The organism is Lysinibacillus sp. FSL K6-3209 (assembly GCF_037976175.1).
GTDB lineage: Bacteria > Bacillota > Bacilli > Bacillales_A > Planococcaceae > Lysinibacillus > Lysinibacillus sphaericus_D.
In genome coordinates, this window is the sequence record NZ_CP150264.1 from 179,068 (window position 1) to 205,196 (window position 26,129).

General features: G+C 37.7%; 23 protein-coding genes. 13 read left to right on the forward strand and 10 right to left on the reverse strand.

What is annotated here, in order from left to right; all coding sequences use genetic code 11:
• Nucleotide 1 precedes the first annotated feature (1 nt).
• The 4 genes from MHH88_RS01040 (at nucleotide 2) to MHH88_RS01055 (ending at nucleotide 3,689) form a co-directional block, all read left to right on the forward strand.
• The gene (locus tag MHH88_RS01040; protein WP_339261036.1) at nucleotides 2-1,099 is read left to right on the forward strand and encodes a DUF5808 domain-containing protein; all 1,098 of its coding nucleotides are present in this window, start codon (nucleotides 2-4) and stop codon (nucleotides 1,097-1,099) included.
• A 71-nt stretch (nucleotides 1,100-1,170) separates the two neighbouring features.
• Nucleotides 1,171-1,845 carry a response regulator transcription factor gene (locus MHH88_RS01045; protein WP_069508731.1) on the forward strand — a complete coding sequence of 225 codons (675 nt, stop codon included), beginning with the start codon at nucleotides 1,171-1,173 and terminating at the stop codon, nucleotides 1,843-1,845.
• On the forward strand, nucleotides 1,842-3,212 hold the full coding sequence (locus tag MHH88_RS01050; protein WP_339261038.1) for a HAMP domain-containing sensor histidine kinase: 1,371 nt from the start codon (nucleotides 1,842-1,844) through the stop codon (nucleotides 3,210-3,212). Before MHH88_RS01045 ends, MHH88_RS01050 begins: the two co-directional genes overlap by 4 nt.
• Nucleotides 3,213-3,284: 72 nt before the next feature.
• Nucleotides 3,285-3,689, forward strand: coding sequence for a hypothetical protein (locus MHH88_RS01055; protein WP_024360807.1), 405 nt, complete (start codon nucleotides 3,285-3,287; stop codon nucleotides 3,687-3,689).
• A 149-nt stretch (nucleotides 3,690-3,838) separates the two neighbouring features.
• Here MHH88_RS01055 and MHH88_RS01060 read toward each other — a convergent pair whose 3' ends face one another.
• On the reverse strand, nucleotides 3,839-5,776 hold the full coding sequence (locus MHH88_RS01060) for a tetratricopeptide repeat protein (RefSeq protein WP_339261041.1): 1,938 nt from the start codon (nucleotides 5,774-5,776) through the stop codon (nucleotides 3,839-3,841).
• A 162-nt stretch (nucleotides 5,777-5,938) separates the two neighbouring features.
• Here MHH88_RS01060 and MHH88_RS01065 point away from each other — a divergent pair, with 162 nt between their 5' ends.
• The 4 genes from MHH88_RS01065 to MHH88_RS01080 all read left to right on the forward strand — a co-directional run bounded on the left by MHH88_RS01065 (nucleotide 5,939) and on the right by MHH88_RS01080 (nucleotide 9,961).
• Nucleotides 5,939-6,637: a glycosyltransferase family 2 protein gene (locus MHH88_RS01065; protein WP_069508843.1), complete on the forward strand. Its 699-nt coding sequence runs from the start codon at nucleotides 5,939-5,941 to the stop codon at nucleotides 6,635-6,637.
• A 101-nt stretch (nucleotides 6,638-6,738) separates the two neighbouring features.
• Nucleotides 6,739-6,999 carry a metal-sensitive transcriptional regulator gene (locus MHH88_RS01070; RefSeq protein ID WP_024360805.1) on the forward strand — a complete coding sequence of 87 codons (261 nt, stop codon included), beginning with the start codon at nucleotides 6,739-6,741 and terminating at the stop codon, nucleotides 6,997-6,999.
• Nucleotides 7,000-7,371: 372 nt separating this feature from the next.
• Entirely contained in the window at nucleotides 7,372-8,523 is a 1,152-nt protein-coding gene (locus MHH88_RS01075; RefSeq protein WP_069508735.1) for a transglutaminase domain-containing protein, read from the forward strand.
• 145 nt (nucleotides 8,524-8,668) lie between these two features.
• Nucleotides 8,669-9,961 (forward strand): transglutaminase domain-containing protein, encoded by a 1,293-nt coding sequence (locus MHH88_RS01080; RefSeq protein ID WP_339261046.1) that lies wholly within the window; start codon nucleotides 8,669-8,671, stop codon nucleotides 9,959-9,961.
• Nucleotides 9,962-10,416: 455 nt separating this feature from the next.
• On the opposite strand, the gene MHH88_RS01085 is transcribed toward MHH88_RS01080, so the two are convergent.
• From MHH88_RS01085 to MHH88_RS01125, 9 genes are all read right to left on the reverse strand, one after another.
• A complete protein-coding gene (locus tag MHH88_RS01085; protein WP_339261048.1) occupies nucleotides 10,417-11,364 on the reverse strand; it encodes a BadF/BadG/BcrA/BcrD ATPase family protein in 948 nt (315 codons plus the stop codon).
• Nucleotides 11,361-12,875 carry an argininosuccinate lyase gene (argH, locus tag MHH88_RS01090; protein ID WP_339261050.1) on the reverse strand — a complete coding sequence of 505 codons (1,515 nt, stop codon included), beginning with the start codon at nucleotides 12,873-12,875 and terminating at the stop codon, nucleotides 11,361-11,363. The genes MHH88_RS01085 and argH overlap by 4 nt, the downstream gene beginning before the upstream one ends.
• Nucleotides 12,876-12,902: 27 nt before the next feature.
• Nucleotides 12,903-14,624, reverse strand: coding sequence for an iron ABC transporter permease (locus tag MHH88_RS01095; protein WP_339261052.1), 1,722 nt, complete (start codon nucleotides 14,622-14,624; stop codon nucleotides 12,903-12,905).
• A 12-nt stretch (nucleotides 14,625-14,636) separates the two neighbouring features.
• Entirely contained in the window at nucleotides 14,637-15,707 is a 1,071-nt protein-coding gene (locus tag MHH88_RS01100) for an ABC transporter ATP-binding protein (protein ID WP_069508744.1), read from the reverse strand.
• 45 nt (nucleotides 15,708-15,752) lie between these two features.
• Nucleotides 15,753-17,459, reverse strand: coding sequence for an ABC transporter ATP-binding protein (locus tag MHH88_RS01105; protein WP_339261054.1), 1,707 nt, complete (start codon nucleotides 17,457-17,459; stop codon nucleotides 15,753-15,755).
• A gap of 319 nt (nucleotides 17,460-17,778) precedes the next feature.
• Nucleotides 17,779-18,444, reverse strand: coding sequence for a hypothetical protein (locus MHH88_RS01110; protein ID WP_339261056.1), 666 nt, complete (start codon nucleotides 18,442-18,444; stop codon nucleotides 17,779-17,781).
• 204 nt (nucleotides 18,445-18,648) lie between these two features.
• Nucleotides 18,649-19,752, reverse strand: coding sequence for an extracellular solute-binding protein (locus tag MHH88_RS01115; RefSeq protein WP_339261058.1), 1,104 nt, complete (start codon nucleotides 19,750-19,752; stop codon nucleotides 18,649-18,651).
• A gap of 446 nt (nucleotides 19,753-20,198) precedes the next feature.
• Entirely contained in the window at nucleotides 20,199-21,107 is a 909-nt protein-coding gene (locus MHH88_RS01120) for a DMT family transporter (RefSeq protein ID WP_339261060.1), read from the reverse strand.
• Between the two features lie 18 nt (nucleotides 21,108-21,125).
• Entirely contained in the window at nucleotides 21,126-21,689 is a 564-nt protein-coding gene (locus MHH88_RS01125; RefSeq protein WP_339261062.1) for a GNAT family N-acetyltransferase, read from the reverse strand.
• Between the two features lie 446 nt (nucleotides 21,690-22,135).
• Here MHH88_RS01125 and MHH88_RS01130 point away from each other — a divergent pair, with 446 nt between their 5' ends.
• The 5 genes from MHH88_RS01130 (at nucleotide 22,136) to MHH88_RS01150 (ending at nucleotide 26,025) form a co-directional block, all read left to right on the forward strand.
• Nucleotides 22,136-23,086, forward strand: coding sequence for a carbohydrate kinase (locus MHH88_RS01130; protein ID WP_069508752.1), 951 nt, complete (start codon nucleotides 22,136-22,138; stop codon nucleotides 23,084-23,086).
• A 20-nt stretch (nucleotides 23,087-23,106) separates the two neighbouring features.
• Nucleotides 23,107-23,541, forward strand: a complete 435-nt coding sequence (locus MHH88_RS01135; RefSeq protein ID WP_339261064.1) for a dual specificity protein phosphatase family protein — start codon at nucleotides 23,107-23,109, stop codon at nucleotides 23,539-23,541.
• Nucleotides 23,542-24,155: 614 nt separating this feature from the next.
• On the forward strand, nucleotides 24,156-24,356 hold the full coding sequence (locus MHH88_RS01140) for a PLD nuclease N-terminal domain-containing protein (RefSeq protein ID WP_069508755.1): 201 nt from the start codon (nucleotides 24,156-24,158) through the stop codon (nucleotides 24,354-24,356).
• Complete coding sequence (locus tag MHH88_RS01145; protein WP_069508757.1) at nucleotides 24,353-25,246, forward strand: ABC transporter ATP-binding protein; 894 nt, start codon at nucleotides 24,353-24,355, stop codon at nucleotides 25,244-25,246. Before MHH88_RS01140 ends, MHH88_RS01145 begins: the two co-directional genes overlap by 4 nt.
• On the forward strand, nucleotides 25,243-26,025 hold the full coding sequence (locus MHH88_RS01150; protein WP_339261067.1) for an ABC transporter permease subunit: 783 nt from the start codon (nucleotides 25,243-25,245) through the stop codon (nucleotides 26,023-26,025). The genes MHH88_RS01145 and MHH88_RS01150 overlap by 4 nt, the downstream gene beginning before the upstream one ends.
• Nucleotides 26,026-26,129: the final 104 nt, after the last annotated feature.

The following is a 26,129-nucleotide window of genomic DNA, read 5'->3' on the forward strand; positions in this document are numbered from 1 at the left end:
CATGCTACTAGGTATTTTTACAATAATGTATGTCATGACATTAGCCATGCAAGTTTTTGTCCCTTATATTGTACGTGAGACTATTGTGTTTGGCGTTACTGTACCAGAACAAAATATAAAGCATTCTGCATTAGCTCTTGCGAAAAAACGTTATGCGCAAACAGTAGGGCTTTTTGGCGTGCTGATTTTAATACTTATGCTAATGCTTAACTGGTCGCTTGCACCTTCTGAAAGTGCACAAGGCATCCTTTTACTAAGCTGTTTATTTGGCATGCTGGCGATTAGTATGGTGTTATACTGGTTAAATCATCAGAAAGTGATGAAGTTGAAAATACGCGAGCAATGGGGTATGAATATAAAACAGGTGCGAGCAGTTGATTTAACTGCTCGTAGTCGTGATGAAATGCTGCCATGGCCCTTCTATGTGGTGCCTATAGGCGTTACGATTTTTCTTATTATTTTTACATTATTACATTATAGTCAAATACCAAATGCTGTAGCGGTGCATTGGGGACCAAGTGGAGCGGCGGATGCATGGCGAGAAAAAACCTATTTTATTGCGATTTCATTACCACTAGTTATGTTGATGATGCAATGTATGATGTGGGGCACTGCAGATTCACTCAAGCGTTCGGCTATTCGAATGTCTATTAATCGTCAGCAGGAGTCATTAGAAAATGAATTAAAAACACGAAAGTTTATGAGCTGGAATATAGCATTGATTAGCTATAGTTTAACCGCATTATTGACCATACTACAGCTAAGTAATATCTATCCTTCAATGGCTGAAGGCGATAAACTATTACCATTCTTTATTGCATTTCTATTTTTAATTTTAGGTTCAGTGCTAGTGTATGCATGGAAAAAGCGACAATTACGGTTGAAATATGAAGATAATGTGGTGTCAGAGGTAATGGATATTGATGAGGATCGTTACTGGAAAGGCGGTCTTATTTATATGAATCGTCAGGACCCATCTGTTTTTGTAGAAAAACGTTTTGGTGTAGGCTGGACAATGAATTTTGCAAATCCAAGAGGCTATATTGTCATTGTTTTACCACTACTGCTATTGCTGCTGATTTCTATAATTTCTTTTTAGTGCCAGTCACCCAAACAATTCTGATAATTTGGGATAGAAGGCGCTAGTATATTGAACGGAGGCAAGAGGGAATGAAAATTTTAGTTGTCGATGATGATGTGCATATTTTGCAGTTAGTGAATATTTATTTAACTCGCGAAGGCTATCAAGTCATGCAGGCAGAGAATGGGGAACAAGCTCTGCAATTGCTGGATGGAAATATGCCCGATTTGGCAGTAGTGGATGTCATGATGCCAGGAATGGATGGTTTTACGCTAACAGAAATTTTAAGTAAGGATTATGATATCCCTGTGCTGTTATTAACGGCTAAGGGAGAGCTTGAAGATAAGGAACGCGGCTTTTTAGCAGGTTCGGATGACTATGTCGTTAAGCCGTTCGAGCCAAAGGAATTACTGTTTCGTATTGCGGCTATTTTGCGTAGGCTTGATAAAAAAAATCAAGTAACGATACAGGTCGGCAAGCTGGAAATTGATCGCCGCAGCTTTGAGGTTACAATTGGTGGGGACACGCTTCTGTTACCTTTAAAAGAGTTTGAGCTGTTAGCGCTACTGGCTTCTCGTCCAAATCAAGTATTTACACGTAGCATTATTATGGAGCAAGTATGGGGTTACGACTATGAAGGTGATGAACAAACATTAAATACACATGTGAAGCGGATTCGTGAGCGATTGCATCGTTACAATACAGATGTCGAAATTACAACGGTGCGTGGCGTCGGTTATAAGCTTGAGGTAAGTGCACCATGAAAACGTTATATAGTAAATTTGTTATCACGACCATGCTCATTATGATTGGCAGTTTATGTATTGGATTTTTAATGACGAATACATATTATCACCAAGTGACTAAAGAAAAAAATGATGCGAAAAACGTTGCGATTGCACAAGATATTGCCGACTATATTGAATCAGCGAAAGAAATGGATTTAGATAATTATTTAACAACGCTTGGCGATATTGGGTATCAAATATATGTTACAACTGGAGAGGAACATCGCTTTTTTGGTGGCGAATACCGCGATAAGAAATTGCCCACAGATATTATCCAGCAAGTATTAGAAGGGGAAGTCTATCATGGGATGCGAGATTTTCCAAAAGAGACTTTTATGACGGGCTTTTTTGCGAATGAGTTAATAAATACTATTGGTGTACCCTTTACGTATCATAACAAGCAATATGCATTGTTTATTCGACCAGATATTCGATTCTTGTTCTCAGAGGCTCATACATTATTAGGTGGTCTTATTCTTGGCATGGCGGTGATGAGCTTACTTGCCATGTTATTATTTGCAAAGGCACTTATTCGTCCGATTACAAAGTTAACCGAAGCAACTCATCAACTTGCCCATGAAAAGTTTGATACGTTGCTTGAAATTGACCGAGCAGATGAAATTGGACAACTGGCAGATAGTTTTAATGTCATGACAGAAAAACTACAAGAAAATGACAGAATGCGAAAACAGTTTATAAGTAATGTATCCCATGACTTTCAATCGCCATTATTGAATATTCAAGGGTATGTCGATTTATTGAAAAATCCTACGCTTGCAGAACCTGAACGGCAAGAATACGCAACGATTATAGAGCTAGAAACAAAGCGACTATCGACATTGACTAAGCAACTATTGTTGCTGACATCACTCGATCAATCTACCAGAATGCTAAAGCGAGAACCGTATCCGTTAGATGAGCAATTGAAAGAAACGGTGCGAAAATATCGATGGCAGTTAGAGGAAGCGAATGTGCAATTATCGTATCAGATTGAGCCAGTTATATATAATGGCGATGCAAGTCTATTGCAAAATGTCTGGGATAATTTATTAACAAACGCCATTAAATATAATGTTAATGGTGGAGACATCCATATCCAACTTCGGGAACAAACGACTTTTGTAGAGGTATTAGTAAAGGACAGCGGCATTGGTATGACTACAGAACAATTGCAAAAGGTATATGACCGATTTTATAGAGCTGACGAGTCTAGAACGAAGCAGGGGACAGGTCTCGGTCTTGCAATTGTTAAACAAATTGTTGAATTGCACGGTGGTGAAGTGCAAATGGAAAGTGCTATGAACGAAGGGACAAGTGTTTGTATACACCTACCAAAATTGTAATATGGAGTTCATGTAAAGTTCATATTCAAACGATACACTTCTACGTAAGTTAAAACTTGGAGGAGTTATCGTATGGAGCAAAAATGGAGTATACGTCTTATTCGACTCGCTGCGATTTTCGCATTGGTGGGTACGTATTTAGGTTCGCATATGTCAGGGTCAGGAAGTTATGAGTTTCGACCAATTCACGCACACGTTTTACTTGTTGGTTGGTTAAGTATGTTTGCATGGGGGATTTTCTACCGTGCTTTTAAAGTAAAATCACAAAAGTTAGTGACATTACACGGCTGGACGGCAATTATTGGCGTCTTCGGCTTAACACTTGGAATGTGGTTCTACAATATTAATCCATTCAACTTTAATCATACATTGACTTTAGTTTTCTTTATTGTCGGTGGTACAACTTTATTAATTAGTTTTGCGCTATTTATCGTTGTAACATTTATGATTAATCAAAAAGAAGAAATGAAAAACTAATATAAAAACCGCGTCAATAACTAACGCGGTTAGCATGTAGGCAAATTCAATAAAATTTGAATTTGCCTACATTTTTAATTTTACGGACGATTGCTTATAGGTGCTTCCTTTTTTACAAGTACGACTCGCACTAGTTCGCCTGGACGCACTTATGTTAAATGTTCTAGTGATTTTTTTAGCCAACGTGTTGCCTCATTATAATCTTGAGCAACGCCTTGTCCTTTTTTATAAAGCATACCAAGCTGAAATTGCGCTTTTTGATGTCCCTTATTGGCAGCAAGTCGATAAAGTTGTGCTGCTTTGGCAAAATCTTTAGGCACACCTTGTCCATGACTATGCATTTGGGCTAACTGGAATTGAGCTTTAGCATGTCCTTTACTCGCCGCTTGTTCAATCCATTTTGCAGCCTCTGTAAAATCTTGCTTTACACCTTTCCCCTTATCAAATAAATTACCAAGTTGATATTGCGCACCTGAATGTCCTTGAAGAGCGGCAAGCCTATAGCAACGTCGAGCTTCATCTAAGTCTTGGGGAACCCCTAAACCTTGTTCATATAATAATCCTAGCTGATACTCCGCCTGAATATGAGATTGGTCAGTTGCAGCTCTCCACCATCTCACTGCTTCAGTATAATTCAATGTAACACCTGTGCCTTTTGCATAAAGAAGCCCCAGCTCGAATTGAGCATCAGCATAGCCTTTGTCAGCAGCCATTTTAAAATAGGGCAATGCTTTATCGGGCTGTTGAAGTTGATAAACATAAAGAAGCCCCAGCTCGTAGCCAGCACTAATATGACCGCTGTCGGCGGCAAGTTGTAACCAACTTTCTGCTCGTGTGTTATCCTTCTCCTTTTGGTAGAGGATACCAAGGCAATATTGCGCATTGGTATGTCCATTATGGGCAGCAAGTTTAAACCATTTCATTGCTTCAACGTGATCCTGCTGTATACCTAATCCTGAATTGTATAGCATCGCTAATTGAAATTCGGCATTGGTATGGTCTTGAAGAGCGGCTAAATGGAACCATCTTGCGGCTTCCTCCATATTTTGTGAGATACCACGACCTTTAAGATACATATACCCAAGGTTATATTGCGCGCTTGCATCTCCAGCAAGTGCTGCCATTTCAAAATAGGCTATCGCTTCCTCAAAGCTTTGTTGCACACCAGTTCCATTATGATAAAGAAAACCGAGATTATTTTGTGCACTAGTGTTCCCTTGATTGGCAGCTGAAATATACCATTTTGCAGCCTCTGTATAATTAACAGGAAGCCCAAGCCCTTGATTATAAAGTACACCTAGATTGTACTGTGCGTCGGCGTTTCCTAAATCCGCGGCTGATTTATAATATTTTGCAGCCTCTTCATAATTTTGTGCAACACCTTGTCCTAAATGGTAAAGCACCCCTAAACTATAAAGTGCGTTCGCATCATGTTGTGCGGCTGCTTTCTCATACCATGTTTTTGCAGCATTATAATCTTTTTGGACACCACGACCATGATTATAAAGGAAGCCTAAATTGTATTGTGCACTTGCATTGCCTTTTTTAGCAGCTAATTCAAACCAACTAGCCGCATGTTCATAGTCCTTCGCAGAGTAGTGATCCAGCGTCTTCGTATCGATTGGCGGCAAAATATCTTCAAATTTAGCGTCTTTTCGCGAGGACATGGAAATTTTAAGTTTCCGATCATAACGATGAATAAACCATTCAACGATATCACTAACGTAATCTAGGACAATTTTGGCTGCTTTTGCTTCAACAATGTCATTATTGCTAGTACTTGTCATTTTTAGGACAAGCTCCATTAATAAATAAATGCGACGAGGATGTATTTTTGCTATAAACGTACGATTATTTAATAGTGTTCGCATATTTTTTATTTTAGGTTTAGCGTGCATTTCCAGCTCGTAAAAGTCATAAACAATCTCCTCGACAACGAGGCGTGACTTATGTAAGGAAATGGAAGGCTGGAATATAGCATGAGTGCTAGCTTCTTCTAGGCTTTCTGCTAAATGCGTAAACGATAATATGTGTAACTTTTTACATTGTTCATGTAGGATTTCATATTGTATAACGATTGTACTCACCTCTTCTTAACCAATTTACGGTAGCAGCCTTTTTTCATATATCGGGAAAATATTAAAGTTATTGATGTTTTGACAATGAATTCATCAGTTGAATTGTCGACATTCCATGGTACTATTTGATATAAGAGTTTGTTTATAGTTATTGGGGGGATTGTTTAATTGATGAAAAACATTGCAGCAATTATTCCAACATATAATCCGCAACAATCATTTGTAACATTCGTACATCAATTATTAGCTACCTCCATTACTCAAGTTATTATTGTGAATGACGGTAGCGATCAAAAGTATACAAGTATTTTTGAAGAGTTAAAGAAAATAGATAGCTGCAAGGTTCTTCAGCATGAACACAATATTGGAAAGGGAGGCGCATTAAAAACTGCATTCTCCTATGTATGGTCTAAACGTGAGAAGTTTCATGGTGTATTAACAGTAGGTGCACATGGGCAACATACGTTACAAGATATCAAACTAGTATTGAACATGACAAAAGTTTTTTCACAAGGTATTGTGCTAGGTATACGAAATTTTCATTCTTCAGATAGTACATTTTTTTCCTATTGGGGAAATCGAGCGACTAGTTTGTTGTTTGAATTACTATTCCATAAAAAACTGATGGATACACAAACAGGTTTGCGTTACATAGCAATTAATGAATTACCATGGTTGATTAAAGTGCAAGGTGATCGTTTTGACTACGATACAAATATGCTTGTCGTCGCTCTAAGAAGGAAATGTCCCATTTTCGAAGTAGAAATTGGTCAGCTACGCATAAAAAAGAATTCAATTATTCAATACGATGAACTAACAAATGCAGGTACTGTCATGACTAAAATGCTTATAAAATATTTAAAACCTTAGCAAGAATGATGTGACAGGTGTATTTCTTATATTTTGTGCTAGGATAAGAATAATAATTACTCAACTGGACGTCACGAGTATAAAAAGAAGGGGTAATGAATGTGGAATATTCAGATCAAGTAAAAAATCGTGTAAAGCGCATGGAAGGTCAGCTACGCGGTATTTTAAAAATGATGGAAGAAGAAAAGGATTGTAAGGCTGTTATTACGCAATTATCAGCAGTGCGTTCAGCAGTAGATCGTACAGTAGGTGTTATTGTGAGTACGAATCTGTTGGAATGTGTCCAAAATGCGGAAGGTGACGGCGAGAAAATGAATGAATTGATTCAAGAGGCAGTTAATTTAGTTGTTAAAAGCCGTTGATTGTTAAGGCTAATATAAAAAGCATAAAATTAAAATGGATTATTGTTAAAGCGACAAGCCCTGCTTCTTCACTTTTCATTGGACAACGGTAAGCCTTCTGAAGGCTCGACGAATTCGTTTTTCAATAAAAGTCGATGTAGCGGGGCTTGTGTCGTCTTACATGTAGTAGTCTAGAAGAAATGAATTTATGAATTTTGCAAAAAATTACTTTAATTTAGTAGATTTATAGTAAAGGTAGGTGTAAAAACCTAAGTGTTGGAATGGATTATTGTAGAAAAAAGTCGTATGTAGTGAACTTGTATGATAGATTTAAAGTTGTATTTTCTTTTATAATTAGTATAAAGATATTATATAAGAGAAGGTGAATCTATCTTGAAAAAATGGTTATTAAGCAGTGCAACATTGTTGATGTTAAGCCCAACAGTAGCCAATGCACAAAGTACACAGACTCAACCATTCAATACTCCTGCACCGATTGTATACAATGCGATGGCTAGTACGAAGATAGCAACTGTCGATCAATTAACAAAAGAAATAGCAAAGCAACTTAATAATTTTGCGACTGAAATTAAAGTTACATATAGTGGTTCAATGACGGATATGGATAAGTTTATGGAGGCATTTGAAAAGGCGCAGCAACAAGCTACGTATGCTAGCGGTCATCTTCAAAGCATTTCAATGTCTGCTGACTCTGTCGGGAATGTAACCTATAAAGTAAAATACTTTACAAATGCAACACAAGAAGCGGCTGTACAAAAGAAGATTGATAGCATTTTAAAGACGATTATTAAGCCTTCTATGACACCATTTCAAAAAGTAAAGGCAATCAATGATTATATCGTGTCAAATACTACTTATGGTACAAAAACGAAAGCAAGTCCTCATAGCGCTTACGCATTACTATTCGAAGGACAAGCTGTATGTCAAGGCTATGCGTTATCAGCTTATAAAATGCTAGAGCAAGCAGGGATTGAAACAAAATATGTAGTAGGTTTTGTGAATGGCAATGAAGCACATGCCTGGAATATGGTGAAGCTTGATGGCAAGTGGTATCATCTGGATACAACTTGGAATGATCCGTTACCAAATCGAATAGGGGCATCTTCCTATGATTACTTCCTTGTAACCGATGCACAACTAAACAAAGATCATACTTGGATTACTACAGATTATCCTGCGGCCACAAGTACTTCTTATAATTTCATGCAAAATGTACATTTTGCACACCAAATCCAAAATACTTTATTTTTCAGCAATACAGCGGATAATGATAAGTTGTATAAACTTGACTTGGTAAGTGGTAAGAAGACGAAGGTGATTGATACTCGTGCACTGTACATTACAGGCGCTGGCGATTATCTTTATTATAGCGATTATAGTAATAGCGGTTACTTAACCAAACTAAATCTTAAAACATTAAAAACAAATGTAGTAGTGAAACAATCTGTAACGGATTTAATGATTAGTAGCGGTTATTTAGTGTATAAAGTTAACGGTAAAGAACAAAAGCAAAAAATTAACTAGTATGCAGTGGACGAACCAGCAGGAAGTTTCTAGATTACCTGTTGAATGCATATATTATTTATAAGCACAAAAGGACTCTTAAATGAGTTCTTTGTGCTTTTTTTGTATATAATGAAAGTAGTGAAACTGTGTGAGGTGAAGATTTTTGTGGAAGAAGCTAGCGATTATAGTAATATTTATCGTTTTTATGGAACCAATCTATACAGCGGGTAAAGCGACAGTTAAGCAAGTCGTAACTTGGGCAAATAATGATGACATCGAAACGATGCTACTAGCAACAAAAGAAAAAATTGTTGATGTTACCACCAAATTTTCAGAAGATGCCTCAATTCAAACAGCCAACCCTGAAGATGTAAAGAACCAAGAGCTATCGGTCACTGCTCCAGTTGTACAGCAGCCTGAAACAAAGCTTGTTGTTACTAATGCGAAGGAAATGGCGGATGCAATGTACGCCTACTATAGTAGTTTTTCGCCTAGCTTTGAAATTCAATATAAAGGAAGTACGCAACGAATCGAGAAAATTGTGGAGGAGGCTTATGATAGTGCCATTAAACGAGACGATTATGTCTATGGTCATATTAGTAAGCATTCCATACGTTTTGAATATGGTAAAAAAACAGCTAAGATTTTTGGAGAACAGAGCTATTTAATGACACCGGAGCAAGCGGCTTATGTGGAGATGAATGCGCAAGAGATCGTTGCTACGATTGCAAAAACCGCGAAAACGGATGTAGAAAAGATTAAAGCAGTAAATGATTATATAGTAGCCAATACAGCTTATACTGAGCAAACAAAGTCAAGCCCACATAGTGCCTATACGGTACTGGCCGAGCATGGTGGTGTTTGTCAGGGCTATGCGTTATTAGCACACTCAATGCTGCAAAAACTTGGTTTCGAGACAAAATATATTGTGGGCTATGTCGGCCAAGAAGGCCATGCTTGGAATTTAGTAAAACTCGACGGTCAATGGTATCATCTTGATACAACGTGGAATGATCCGGTGCCTGATCGTAAAGGGGCTATAAGGTATCAATATTTTTTAGTGGATGATCGCACGATGGCACGCGATCACACATGGATAGCGGACGATTATCCGAAAGCAACAAGTACCGCTTATAGCTATTATCAAGATATTGATTTTCCTGCACAGGTAGGAAATCAACTATTCTATAGCAGTATTTCTGATGACAATAGATTATATGTGCTTGATATGACTACCGGCAAAGCACAGCGTGTTACGAAAACGCGTGCCCAATATATCGTTTATGCAGATGGATGGCTATACTTTAGTAATTATTCACATGGTGCTTATTTAACGAAAATTCGTCCCGATGGAAGCGGCGAACAACTGCTAAATAAGGAAGACACGAAAGATTTATTTATTAAGGACGGTTATTTATATTTCATGACGAATGAACTAAAGAAAATGCAACTATAATTGAATGCAGTGGTTGCTGTTGCGTTGCTGGTTGCGCAGTTTACAGCAGGATGTTTCTCTGTACTGCAATCATATATTTATAAAGCGATTAAAAGGATAAAAAATCACAAAGAGGTTGGGACAAAAGAGAAAAGGTGTTAGATTGATGGCAGTCAATCTAACACTTTTTTGCTACGCCGTTGTTGTCCGCTACGGCGGTGCTTTCCGCTCAGCACAGTAAGCCGCAACCCTCGCTAACGCGCGGTCTGTTACGTCTTACATTGTGCGCTGTTCTGAGCAGGAGTCACCGCTTCCGCTACCAACAACTAGTGAACACTTCTAATTTTTTATTTATTGCAAAAGCAAGAAAAGATAAGTTCTCCATATAGCAAAAATTTATGAACACCTATCCTCTGTTCTTTAAATTTTTTTAGTTATGTCCCAGCCTCTTTGTGATACTTGGGGGGCGTAGGACATTACAAATTGTCATACGCCCTTTTTGAACGATTGATAATATAAGATATTGGCTGATGTTGACATAAAGAAATGTTGATTTTTGGATACATTGAAGTCATTTCTTGTGAAAATATTTTTAAAATCAGAGGGTTATGTTTGATAGCGCCCCCATTACAATAAAAGTTCAATGGTTCGCCTTGATAACTGATTTTTTTAAGTACCGCACAAGCAAGGAGCACTAATTCATGGGCTGCCTGAGTGGATATTTGAATAGCACATGTATCTTTTTTGGCAACGGCATCGGCCAAAAATGCCCCCATTTTGGCTAATTGTGCATTTGTATAAGAAGGGCGGAACAACCATGCTGCGAGCTCAGTGACATCCTGAATACGTAAATAGTTATAAACAGAATTTTTTAATAGCGTCGCTTCCCCTCGGCCATCTTCCATCCGGAAAATGGCACGTATAACTTCCTGCCCAAGCCAATAGCCACTTCCTTCATCGCCCGCACGATGGCCCCAACCACCAGTGCGGGCTATTTGTTGCCCATCGAATGCATAGGCAATAGCCCCAGTTCCTGCGATTAGTAGCGCACCTGCTTGTCCAGCAGTAACACCTAATAAAGTAGCTTGTGCATCATTTTCGACGATTAACGTCTGAATGTCTAGCTGTTCCGCTGTAATTGCCTCATGAACCATTGCGGTCACATTTTGATGATCCTTTGGAGAATCAATTCCAGCCATAGCAAACGTGGCGACGGCGATTTTAGAGATAGCTTGTTCCTGCAAAAATACACGAGCTTTGCTTAATAACGCTCGTAGTATTTCTGTTGCAGACGCTATGCCGATCGCCTGATAATTGGATCCGCCCATTGTTGTTGTATATTGAATTTCACCTGACTCGGCATGTACGATGGCACATGCCGTTTTAGTTGCACCACCGTCTATTATTAGTAGCCATTTATTCATTGATCCCATTCCTCTATAAACAAAATTAATTGCTTCTCCGCCTCTGTAATAGCTAATTCTTTCTGTTGAATCCACTCAAGTAAGGTATTGGCTTGTGCCTTCGAACGTTCGATTGAAGCCCGCATCGTTTCAGGGGAGGGGCCACCTAGTAATGTTCGGACATTTACGAAGAACTCGGGTTTTAAAGTATGATAGAAATCTTCTTCAGAAATAACTAACGGTTTGCCAGTAACCAATTTGGCTTGTGTATTGGCTAATCCCCACGTAAGACTTGCCAATGATTCTTCACCGTGCGCAAGCAATACTTTAATACATTTACTTACGATACTATGGGCTTGGCGAAATGAAATACCTTCCGAACGTACTAACGTATCAGCAAGTTCTGTTACATTGGCAAAGCTATTTTCTGCACGGTTTCGAAGCTTTTTCTTGTTGACATCCATTGTGACAACAAGCGAGCCAAATAATTTATATATACCTATTAATCGATCCATCGCTCGCCATAAATACGGTTGCATATCGTCCTCTGTATCAACAATATCACCAAACGGTGTATTATGTACCATTTGTAGCACTGTACTTGCATCTCCAACAACCGCAGATAATAATGAGCGCGTATGCTCAATGGACACAGGGTTTCGCTTTTGAGGCATAATAGAGCTAATTTGAACGTATGGACTTGCAAGTGTAAAGGCGTTGAATTCCTGCGTAGCCCATAGTAAAAAGTCTTGTGAAGTACGGCCGAGGTTCAGTGCCGCAAGCTGCACAATACTAGCTGTTTCAGCAATATAATCAGCTCCAGCAACCGCATCCCACGCATTTTCAATAATATCGTCAAAAGCTAATAAGTCTCGCATACGCTCGCGGCTAATGTTAAAGCCAGTTGTCGTTAAGGCGGCTGCCCCCATACTGCTCCGATTAATCGTTTTATAGCAATGTTGCATGCGCTCAAAATCACGATCTAGCTGATCAATCACAGCTTTTAAATAATGGGCAAAAGTGGTTGGTTGAGCTTGTTGCGTATGTGTATAGCCAATCATTATCGTATCAATATGCTCCTCGGCAGCTGCAATTAAATCACCGCGTAATTTAAGCAATTCTCCCATAAGCATTAATAATTTTTTGCGCAGTGTCATTCGATAAATGGCAATCCCCATATCATTTCGACTTCTACCAATATGAAGATTTCCAGCAACATCACCAGCAAGTTCAATTAATTTATTTTCAATGCGGAAAAATAAATCCTCGTATTGCGGGCTATAATCTTCTATTCGATAATAGTTCAAGTCTAGTTTTTTCAGTGCCAAAGCAATTTGCTTCGCATCTTCTTTTTTTACAAGTCCTTGTTCTTCTAGCATTTTTAAATGGGCAATATTAATTTGAAGCATAATCGTTAAAAAATTTTTCTTTGCTTCGTCATAAGCCGGTTGCAATACAATTTTACGATAAATATTCGAAGGAAAAATTATTCCATCCTCTTGCTGAATTTTGTTGCGGAAATCTTCAAACATATTAATGGCCTCCTAATAGAATAACAGTTATATGGCTGAGCCAGCACTGCCCTTTGATAGCTTTTCCGAAATAATAAGTACTAATAAAATTAAGCAAATTTGTAAAACACCATAGGCACAAGCAGTTCCAAATTTAAAGGCATATAACTTTTGAAATATAGCGACAGATAGCGGAATCGTAGAAGTACTATAAATCAGAATAGAAGCTACGAATTCACCTAAACTTTGGACAAGCGCTAGTAATGTACCTGCTAATATGCCCGAAAAAGTTAGCGGCAGGACGATACGTCGAAACGTATACCACCAATTCGCACCTAAGCTTCGCGATGCCTCCTCGATCGACTGATCTAATTGCACAAGGGAGGCTGATGTTGAACGGAAAACAAGTGGCAAATGTCTAATAAAATAAGCAAGCGGTAAAATCCAAAATGTACCGATGAGTACTTGGTTAAAAGCAAAAATATTTTCAGTACTAAAGGCGGCAATTAAATTGACGGCAACAACAGTTCCAGGCAGTGCCCAAGGAACCATAATTAAAATATCGAGCAATGTTTTCCCTTTAAAGTTGAGACGTACCATTGCGTAGGCTGCAGCGACACCAAAAAGTACATTACCAAACGTTGCGACAATGCCCATTTGGATGGAGTTCCAAATAGGTCTCCACGTTCGTTCATCAGTAAATAGTGCCACATAATGATCGACGGTGTAGTCGGTGGGCAGTATTTGGGTTTTCCATGCACCATCGACTGAAAAGGAAATTAAAATCAGCACTAAAATTGGTAAAATTAAAATCAGTGTTCCGCCAAAAGAAGCTATTGTAGCAATTATTTTCATGAATTTTGAAGATACTTCTGAGCGATGAACACTAATGCCTTTACTCAAATTTTGATAATTTCTACGGTTTTGGTACCAGCGCATAATAACTAAAAATGAAATGGACACAAACGATAAGATCATTGACTGTGTAGCAGCCATTTCTAAATTACCATTTGTCCGTGATAAGTAAATTTGCATGGTCATCGTTCGTTCGACACCAAACATTAATGGTGCTGTGTAGGATGCCATGGATATCATAAAGACGAGCAGGGCAGATGCAATAATAGAAGGTGTCAACATCGGTAAAATAACCTTTGTCCATACTCGAATACGCCCTGCACCTAAACTAGTTGCTGCTTCCTCTAATGATGGATCGAGCCCTTTAATAGCAGCGGAAGCGGTTAAATAGAAATATGTGTACATGGTAAATGTATGGACAACGATAACACCCCATATACCTTTTAAAGAAAAGGGTACTTGCTTTAAGTCGAATAAATGCTGAATTGCGCGTGGGAAAATGCCACTTTCTCCGTATAAGAATGTAAAAGAGAGTACGCCAACAAGTGGTGGAAGAGCCATTGGCACTAATACTAATATAGATAATATACGTCTACCTGGAAATTCATAGCGTTCTAATAAAAATGCCATTGTTACACCAACAAGTGCACAGCAAATCACGCTAATAATGGATATATATAAACTAGTCCATAGCGCCTCAAGATTAGCAGGACTAGCAAGGTTAAAAAACTTTTGATAATGACTAAGTGCGCGCTCTCCTGAAAAACTTTGAAGAAAAGTTTGATAGAAAGGATAAATGACATAAGCAAACAATACTAAAAACAAAGGTGAAATTAAAATATAGACAAACCATTTAGATTGCGTTAGCCGTGTCCAAGCATTACTTTGATAAGAATGTACAGGTGGTTTTTCCATGTGGTCTGCCTCCTATTCTCCTAAAAAATATAGTGATTCCTGCGCTATATTTAAAGTAATACTTTCGCCAATGTTTTTTAATTGTGCATTTTTATTGATAATCATCACTTTCAAGGAGAATTCAATAAAATCGACAATGTAATTTACACTTATTCCTGTAAATTCGACAAATGTGATTGTTCCAGTTAATGTATTTTCTCCAGGGCCTAGATTGACAGACTCTGGACGAATCGAAATAAACACGTTGTCTCCAATCATATGCGTTAAAGTAGGGGAGCTGTGTTGCTTTCGCCCAGTTAGAACAAGTCCATTCTTTGTTTTTACTTGCACTTCATCTGCGTTAATGGCAAAGATTGTCGCTTCGATTAAATTGGTTTCCCCGATGAAATCGGCAACAAAGCGATTTACTGGCCGATTATAAATTTCTTGTGGTGTGCCGATTTGTTTTACGTAACCATTGTCCATCACCATAATGCGGTCCGACATGGACATCGCTTCCATTTGATCGTGTGTTACATAAATGGTTGTAACACCTAATTCGGATTGAATTCTTTTAATTTCAATTCGTGTTTCCTCACGTAACTTTGCATCTAAATTCGACAATGGTTCATCGAGTAATAAAATATCAGGCTCAATTACAAGTGCTCTAGCTAGGGCAACACGCTGCTGCTGACCACCAGATAATTCATTAATTTTCCTGCTGCCGTATTGCGCTAAATGTACAAGTCCTCGAATGCGGTCAACTTTTTGTGTTATTTCCTGTTTAGAGAGTTTTCGTACTTGTAAGCCAAAAGCAATATTTTCGTCTACTGTCATGTGTGGAAACAGGGCATAATTTTGAAACACCATACCAATATTGCGTTTGTTTGGCTGAAGTAATGTCACATCGCGATCATCGAAAAAAATTTTTCCTTCAGTAGGATAATAAAACCCTGCAATCATTCGCAATGTCGTCGTTTTCCCACAGCCACTAGGCCCAAGGAAGGTAAAGAATTCACCCGTTTTAATTTCGAGATTTAAATCTTTTACACCTTGCACTTTCCCAAATTGCTTAGAGACATTTTCGATTTTGACATTTTTCAAATGCAATGCTCCTTTCTATTTTGAAAAGACAGTTATGCATTGATTTCACCAATTGACATACTTATTAGCCTGTAGTTGATACAATTCCGCAAAATAGCCTTTGCTGGTCAACAGTTCTTGCATCGAACCTTCCTCTGCTATATGTCCGTCTTGCAATACAATGATACGATCCACCATATTTAAAGCAGATAATTTATGTGTTATTAATAGTAATGTTTTCGTTGATGAGAGGTCTGCTAATGATTCAATCATTTGATGCTCACTTCTTGCGTCAAGAGATGCTGAAGGTTCATCTAAAATAAGAAATGCTGCATTGCGGAAGTATGCTCTAGCAATTGCTACCTTTTGCCATTCACCACCTGAAAGTTCGGTTCCATTATCAAAGTTTTTACTTAAAACTTGCTCGTAGCCATGATCAAAACTTGCAACCAAATCCACAAGATCGCTTTTTTCGGTAACAATTGCTAACATTCCATCATCATTAGTATTCCCTGTGTCACTAATTAAAATATTTTCTTTATAAGTTAACTGGTAACGCGAAAAGTCTTGGAACACTATACCGATAATTTTGCGGTATGTGTCGATTTCATATTCGGTAATATCAATGCCGTTTAATTCAATGATTCCTTCGGTTGGCTCATATAATCTTGTAATCAGCTTAACGATTGTCGATTTCCCAGCACCATTTTCGCCGACTAATGCAATCTTTTGTCCCATGTTGATTGTAAAACTTACATTATGCAGTATAGGTTTGGAGGAATTAGGGTATTGAAAGGATACATTGTTAAATCGAATCGTAAATTCATTTTTTTCTAGCGACAATATTTTCTCACCTGATGTAATATCTGATTTTAAAGAGATAAACTTAAAGTATTTTTCCATATAAAGTAGCGTGTCATAGAGCAAGCTTGAATTTTCGATAAAACTCGCCAAACTTTGACGGGCAAGTAAAATAGACGAAGCAAAAATTAATATATCTCCTGCAGTAAATGTGTTATTCAGTACACCAGTAACTACCCACCAAAAACTAAAGCCAATGCCGACCATGCCAATTCCAACAAATACTATGGAGTAGCAAGCTTGTTTATATCTAATTTTTTTAATATTTGTATGGATTCTATTAAATGTCATCATGTATTTATTAATGAAGAAGGCAGCTGTGTTATACAATTTCACTTCTTTAATATGTTCTTTTGACAGCATGACAGAGCTATAATATTGCATCTTCCTTGCTTCCGGACTATTCGTGACAAGTGTTTCAAATGCCTCTTTTTGTAATTTATAGGTAACGATAGCCTGCGGAATAATCGCAACAAAAATAATGCATGCAATCCATATATTAAAGTTCGTCAATAACACCAGCATCGAAATGCCTGTTAGTACACTACTAATCATGCCCGAAGTAAAAACAATTAGGTTTACTGGTCGCCATGCAGCCTCTTGCTCAAGCACTTGGATATCGTCATAAAATTCCGGATTTTCGAAGTAGTATAATCCTTTAATTTCTGAGGATTTATCCATCAAGCTTTTATTTAACTTGGCAATTAATTTATCCGTTATTAAACCTTGAAAAGTCATTTCTAATGGTCCTAATATGGCATTCAAAAATGATACAACTATCCAGGCTAGTACAAAGAAAATAATGATAGAATAAACGATGGTGTCGGTAGTAGAAATAGCATCGATTAATCCTTTCGAAAACCATAGAGTTAGAGATGGTAATATAGCTTGAAAGGGAATAATAACGAACAAAATAATAGAATAAAACTTGGAAGCCCTCCAAAAAAGAGGGAAGGTTTTTAAGGTAAGTTTGACATAAGAGTAGATTGTATTCATGATTCTTCACCTAATTATACAGTATATATTTTACTTATATTCCAACTTTAATTTAAACGCGAATTAATTAATCAATTGGCAATTGACTTTAGGGAAAAAGCACAAGGATACAAATATAAAAGGGCATCAATTTAAGGAAGAGTGTAAAAAAAAAAAAATCCCCTTTAAGAAATTATAAAAATAATGTAGTATTTACTTTTATAAATTCTAAAAGAGGATATTAAATTACGTGATTTTAAATCCAGTGTTTAGGATTCATATAATTCATTGCTATATAATCATATTCTTTATGAGAAATCGGTTCTATTTTCTCAATGCAATAACGTTCTCGCATAGGTTTGTTTTCAATAAATCTTAAATAAACTTTATATCCTTCTTCTACGTTAATAATAGGGAACTTCTTCCCTTTTTCATCATACTCCCAAATCTCTGTTTCTTCAGAAAGAGAATAAAATACATCTAAACCCTTTTCGACATTTTCTGTATGTAGGGTAGTTGAACATCTAAGATAACAACTTGTTCTATATTTTCCACCGCACATCATAGGTGGAAAGCCACTGAACCTTGTTTTAAATACTGATCCGAAGAAAACAGGGGCAATTCCAATAACCGTTAACTCTAAAGAAAATTCAGAATGCTCTCCTAGCCTGAAAATTAATCCATTATTATCTCGGATTTCCACTAAACTGTTATGCGTAAGAATTAAATCATTTACACCAATTAAAGAACCTTCTAATAATGGTAATTTTCCTTGAGCACTTAAAATTTCTGCTACTTTTTCTCCTTGAGCATTCACTTTAATAACTCTATAAGTATCTTTTGGAAAATAGGAGCTTGCTTCTTTTTGAATATGTGATTCATGCTCTCTTTCTTCCAAATATATACTCTTATTTAATACCATAAAAAATCCTCCTTTATCTTAAGTGTAATTACAATTATTATAAACTGAATAATCAGAAAATACAAATTAATTTAATATTAGACATTTTATTTTTGTGAAATCTGCTATTTTACTAAATTTTTTTAAGAGAAAGCGGACCCTTTTACAGGACCCACTTTTTATTAAAGTACTTGAAGATGCCTTTACTAAGCAAGGCGTATTATATTACTTTCCTCTACCTTTTATATTTGTATCCCAGTGTTCCATCCATTCTGCCTCTTTTTCCGACATTAATTGCCAATCAATATCAAACGTTTTTAAATCTAATTCCTGATACCATTCTGGCATTGTCGCTTGATCAATGTCGGAGCGTGTTGGAATTTGGTAATAGTCGTTCGCTAATTTCGTAACCATCTCTTTTTCAAATAAAAATTCAACGAATAATTTTGCGTTCTCTAAATTTTTTGCCTTGTTAACAACCGCAACACCATCTACTAAAATAGGTGCACCACTCTTTGGATAAATGTAATCAAACGGATAATCTGTTGTATACTTTTTCAATAGGATATCTTGTAGATTCCATAATGAAACACTACCTTCTTGACGTGTAAGCTTTAAATAAAGTGCATTAGGATCTTGCGTATATTCTTTTGTGTTGGCATCTAATTTTAATAGCCATTCATAACCTTTGTCAGGTGTGTCGGCACCTTGACGAACAATCATGGATGAATAAATCGTGCGCATAGTTCCTGACGCTAATACACCACGAATTAAAATTTGGTCCTGCCATTTCGGATCTAATAAATCATCCCAATCTTGTGGACCGGTTTCTTTTGTTAATAAGTCACTATTAATCATAATGACTTCAGGTAATAGCATTTCACCGAACCAGCGACCTTCTGTATCTTTATAGTTTGCATCTATTGTGTCGATAAAACTCGGTTGCCATGCATGGAGTAAATCCTCGTTTGCTCCAACCATTAAGGCGGATTGAGTACCACCCCACCAAAAATCTGCTTGAGGATTTGCTTTTTCACCCCGTAGACGCTCTAATATTTGTTGAGCCCCCATTGTTAAAAACTCCACTTGAATGTCCGGGTACTTCTCATTAAACTGATCGATTACGCCTTGCACCATTTCTTCATCACGCCCTGTGTAAATGACCAGCTTACCTGACGGAGATGTGTTTCCATCTGCTTTTTCAGCATTAGATGCCGTGTCGCTTTTTGCAGCATCTTTTGTCGAACCCTGATCGTTAGTGCTACTACAAGCAGCTACAACGATCAGCACCAACACAAGCAAAAATCCAAAAATACGTGTTTTTTTCATAATCATCTTCCCCTTCCTTTAGTGAGTTGCTTACATAGTGCAGTATAATACTAAAATAAAGCATTAATGTTAGAATAATTAAAAAATTCTAACGTTATTACTATCATAATTTAAAAAATTGACTGTTTTCAACGATAGATTGTAAAAATTAAAAGGGGCTGGGACATAACTAAAAAAATTTAAGAAACAGACGAAAGGTGTTCATAATTTTTTGCTATATGGAGACCTTAGCTATTCTTGCTTTGAAAATTAGAAGTGTTCACTAGTTGTTGGTAGCGAAGGCGGTGACTCCAGCTCAGAACAGCACATAATGTTAGACGCTGGCATTCCGCGCGTTAGCGAGGGTTGCGGCTTACTGTGCTGAGCGGAAAGCACCGCCGTAGCGGACAACAACGGCATAGCAAAAAAGTGTTAGATTGATGGCAGTCAATCTAACACTTTTTCTCTTATGTCCCAGCCTCTTTTACGGGTGATTTTCGATTGGCAAGCATACTAGGTAGCATCATGCCGATAATAACTAAAGCAATGCCAATTACTTGTAAAACAGTGAGTGATTCATGCAATACGATAACAGAAACAGTCACAGCTACAGGTAATTCAATCGCACTTAAAATAGAGGCCAATGCGCCACCCACTTTGGGTACTGCAATTGAAAATAAATAAATGGGTAAGATTATACCGAATAGTCCGAGTGCTAATCCATATTTCCATAAGCCTTCTGCAAATAATTTGCCATTCCATGCAATTTCAGGACTGAGGAAAATACTAATCATAATTAGTGCTACAAAAGAAACAATTAAAACTCTTGATGTCGTTGTAACACCTTCAACGGGACGAGAGTTAAATTGGATAAAGCAGGCAAATGTAAATGCAGCAGCTAACCCAAATAACCAGCCTTGAATCGCAATATCGCTTAAATCGACATTCAATACACCGGCAGCTAAAATAGTCCCCGCAAATAGTATCAGTATCGAAATGACTTCTGGTCGACTTGGCAGACGTTTATGGATAACGCAATCCAACAACAAACCAATCCAAGTAAATTGGAAAAGCATAACGACAGCTAGAGATGCAGGTAAATATTTTAATGACTCGCCGTAAACGATGCCAGTAATACCTGTAAAAATCCCTGCGCTGACTAATATAAATAGTCCGTGTTTTGAAAGTTTCGGTAGTTTTCTTTGGGTGATGATAAAAATTGTTAAAACAAGTATAAAGCCAATGATGTATTGACTCGATACCGCCTCTGATGATGTAAAGCCATGCAACATAGCTACTTTCACGATGGTCGATAAAATGCCATAGCTACTAGAAGCGATGACAATCAGCAGAGGATATAATACATTTGTTTTCATGCTTAATTAATCCACATCCTAAATCTGTTTCACCATATGATGGAAAGGTTCGTCTATGATGGACCATGGTTCAGTAATTACAAAGCCCATACGTTCATATAAGCGACGAGCATCTTCTTTTTGCGTTTCAACATTCAGTGATAATTTTGTAAAGCCTCGTTGTTTTGTTTGCTCAATGGCGAATTGGATTAATAGTGTACCGATTCCTTTTCCACGAGCCTCTGGTGCTACACAAACTGTATCAATATAATATTCATCTTGATGCGCCTCTTGATCGATGGTGATCGAAGGAGCATTTTTCTCTTCAAGCCATTTTACAAGATTGGCATCCATTTGAATGGCTTGTTCACCATTGTAGTAAACAAGAATGCCTAATATTTGTTCATCTTCCACAGCAACAAAAGTATTTAAATAAGAGTGTCTGTTGTCTTCACGCTTGAAGAGGACCATTAGTTCTTGTTCAATCATTGAAGCTGTCTGTTCTCCTGTTAAACGGTTGGCAATCTCACCAATCGCATCAATAATTAGTGGCACAACGGCACGGGCATCCTGTGGTTGTGCTTGTCGAATCGTAATACTCATTGTTAAAATCCCTACCTTTCTATAGGCAAGTATAACAAAGATAGATGATGTCTCAAGCTTTTGAAATATTCGCTACTTTATATTTTAGCAAATAGTATGGCTATGGATAGACGTTGTGGTCGGTGCTTTCCGCTCAGCACAACCCTTGCAGACGCTAAGATTCCCTCGTCTTACGAACTATACGACGATACCGACATTGGCGACAGGAAAAAAATATAATCGTTAGAAGAATAAAACAGAAAAATGTTTCAAATAAAATATAGAAAACACTGCTGTTGGTTGCCTTTACGGGCGGGTTTTCCTTCTTTGGATGGCCAAATTGAGCTAAAGAAGTGGTGCTGATATAAATGATGTATGTCTTTCATTATTTTTCCGAAAGTTTAAAACTTTATTGGAATTCAACTTTCATGTTAATCTAGAATGAATAGACTTTCGGGGGGACTACAATGACAAAGGAAGATAAGGATTATATTTTAGTCTATGGAGATGCTTTTATTGACTATATTGCTGATGATGTAACGAATACATCTTTTACTAAATATATGGGTGGCGCAACGGTAAATGTGGCTGCAGGCATTAGCCGTATCGGTGCTCCATCTGCGCTAATTACGATTACAGGAGATGACGAAGGCTCACAATTTGTTCGAGATGGCCTTGCACAAGAAGGCGTGAACCTCGATTTTGCGGTATTTAACCCTGCAAAACGTGTAAGTGGTGTATACGTACATTTAACAGAAGCATGTGAGCGAATTTTCAAAGATTATGTCGATGAGACACCCGATTTACAGGTGGAAGCAACACAATTAAATGAAGCGGCCTTTAAACATGCTTCTGCTCTCATTGTGTGCTCAGGCACAATGTTCCATCCAACTGCACTTGCAACGACTAGTGCTGCTGTTGATATGGCAAAGGAAAAAGGTGCTATTATCGCAATGGATGCAAACATTCGACCTTTGCGTTGGAGCAGTGAAGAAATTTGTCGTGAGACCATTACTTCTTTCTTTGAAAATGTAGATATTTTAAAAGTCACGGATGATGAGTTATTTTTCTTAACAGAGACGACTACTTTAGCAGAAGGTATTGAACAATTAAACAGTTATTTAGTGCCGATTATTTTAGTAACTGTAGGGGAAGAGGGCACGTATGCAGTATTAAACGGTGAGGTTATACATGTACCGACCGAGAAAGTTGTGCCAGTGGACACTACGGGTGCGGGAGATGCATTTATGGCAGGCGTTCTGCGCGATGTCCATTACAACGGTTTACCAACAACGGAAGAGGAGCTAGTTCGTTGTGTGAGCTTTGGTAATCGCTTAGGTGCGATGGCAGCGACAAAGCCAGGTGCGTTAACTGCGTTACCGTATTATGAAGATATCAAACATTTATTAGAGAAATAAGAGTTCGGAGCGTGCATAGGATGGAAAAAAACTATGATGTGTTAGTGAAAGATCGATTATTTTTTGGTGGTGCGCAGGATGCAGAAGCTGCTTATTCAAATGAGCAGGTAGATGTTGTCATTGATGTTCGAGTAAATGGATTAACTGAACTAGAACAGCAAGCAGCACACTATAACTACAACCATCTGCCTATCGCTGATGAAGAAGCACAAGTAGCTCAATCTATTGACACAGTAGCGAAAAAAATAGTCGCTGCCTACGAATCTGGACAGAAGGTTTACTTCCATTGTGGAAGTGGGGGTGGACGAGCAGGTGTAGCTGCAACGGCTGTGTTAATGGAACTTGGTTTGGCTGATTCTTTGGAGGAAGCGGAGGTAGCCGTTAAAAAGGCTCGTTCCCAAGTAATGATACGCCCAAATATGGCTACTGCTTTAAAGAAATTGTATGAAAAGTAGTGCTATCAACATTAGCATCAAAATGATATCGTCTTACGAAACAAATCTAAATGTAAACGCAGAGGCTGGGACAAAAGAGAAAAAGTGTTAGATTGAACCCAATCAATCTAACACTTTTTTGCTATGCCGTTGTTGTCCGCTACAGCGGTGCTTTCCGCGGGCACACCGTAAGCCGCAACACTCGCTACGCGCGGTCTGTTGCGTCTAACATTATGTGCTGTTCCCGCTGGAGTCACCGCCTTCGCTACCAACAACTAGTGAACACTTCTAATTTTTTTAATTGCAAAAGCAAGAATAGCTAAGGTCTCCATATAGCAAAAATTTATGAACAGCTTTCCTCTATTCCTTAAATTTTTTTAGTTATGTCCCAGCCTCTTTTATAATTTATAATAAATTTAAGTAACTGCGGTATGACTAATTTGTAGATAAGTCAGATATACAAGTTACAGTTCTGCCAGAGCCGTCTCAGCCGTACTTGAGACATCTACCGAAATCCACGCTTTCTTGATTTAGCGCTTATTGAAAAATTTACAAGCAAGATAAAAATTGTTCTATACATATTATAACAAAATTGTTATAGTTATATTAGAACAAATGGCGAGGTGGTTTGGAAGATGGAGGAATTAGCAAATATCCCTTGGGCGGTAATAGCGCCACTAATCGGCGTGCAAATTATTTTAGTCATTGTTGCATTAATTGATCTTAGTAAAATTCATGCAACGAATGGACCGAAAATTTTATGGGTATTGATAATATTATTTATTAATCTACTTGGGCCAATAGCATATTTTATCGTTGGGAGAAAACAATCATGACTACATTACTACAGGTAACAGGGTTGACGAAGCGTTTTGCTGAAAAAACTGTAGTGGATGCCATTGATTTTGTTCTGGAAGAGCATACCTCTACAGCGTTAATTGGACCAAATGGAGCAGGAAAGACAACAACCTTATCCATGTTAACAGGTTTATTAAGACCCTCTTTCGGAAGTGTAAATATGGTGGGGGGAGATTTACGAGCAAATATTGGGTTTTTACCGCAATATCCACAATTTCATCCGTGGTTAAGTGCATTAGAGTTTACGGAAATGGTTGCGAAGTTAAGCGGTGTATCCGCTAAAAAGGCAAAGCAGGAAGCTCAAAAAACATTAGAATTTGTCGGCTTAGGAAATGATCTTCATAAAAAAATTGCAACGTTTTCCGGTGGGATGAAACAACGTTTAGGTATTTCCCAGGCAATTGTTCATAAGCCTAAACTACTGTTGTTAGATGAACCAGTATCTGCTTTAGACCCTGTTGGACGTAGGGAAGTACTTGATTTATTAAAAGGTTTACAGCAGCAGACGACGATTTTATATTCCACACATATTTTAAATGATGCGGAAGAGATGACAGACCAGTTATTATTTTTGCGTGATGGCAAACTTGTCGAACAAGGGACATTACGTGAAGTACGCCAACGTTATGATGAGCCAAATTATGTAGTAGAGTTTAGCACAGTGGAAGAGGCGCAGTATTTTGTCAGTCAATCTACATTTAAATGTACAGTCAATGGTTGCTATGTGTCTGTAGCCATTCAAGAAGATAAACCGAGCATGCAGCAATTGCTTGAAAGCCTTACAGCTTATCCGTATTTAGTGCGAAATGTTGCACGTCAAACAGCATCGCTCGAAGAAATTTTTATGAAGGTGGCGAAACGAGTATGAGCGGTATGAACGTACTTCTTCAGAAGGAATTCCGAGAAGCGTGGCGTAGTAGAAAGTTTTTATGGATTCCACTTGTTTTCGCACTTTTAGGTATGAGTGAACCACTAACTAACTATTATATGATGGATATTCTAGAAGCGGTTGGTAATATGCCTGAAGGTTTTGAAATGTTGATGCCAGAATTAGTACCAGCCGATCTGTTACTTGCAACAATTAGTCAGTTTCAACTAATTGGTTTACTGGTACTGATGGCTTCTTTTGTAGGGGCTATTAGTAAGGAGCGTTCAAATGGAACAGCCACCTTATTATATGTACGACCTATTTCATTTGCTTCTTTTTTTATAAGTAAGTTTATTGTGATCAGCGCAGTTGGCTTTGTTAGTATAGTGGCGGGGTTTACAGCAAGTGTGTACTATACGATTGTGCTGTATGGAACATTTGAAGTTGATACGCTTTTGGCAAGTATCGGTACGTATTTTATATGGGTATTATTTGTCTTAGCATTAACGTTAATGATGAGCGCTGCATTTAAAACAACTGTTGCGGCAACAGGTGCATTTATTATTATTTTTATTGGTCAAATTATTGATGGGCTTGTAGGTACGTTTTGGACTATATCACCTTGGAAATTACCACTATACGGTGTTCAGCTTATTCGTGGCACGATGGAGATGCCCGATTATTGGTGGAGCTTAGTTATGACAGTTGTTCTTATATGTGTGTGTATGAGTATTGGTGTTTTCTCAATGAAGAAAAATGCATCATTGACGAAAATATAACTGGCTTTCTTGAAAAATATAGTGCCAGGCACCCGAATAATTCAGAATATTTAAATTTGTTTAGGTGCCTGACACCCCAATCCACTTTGATTCTCGCGGCTTAC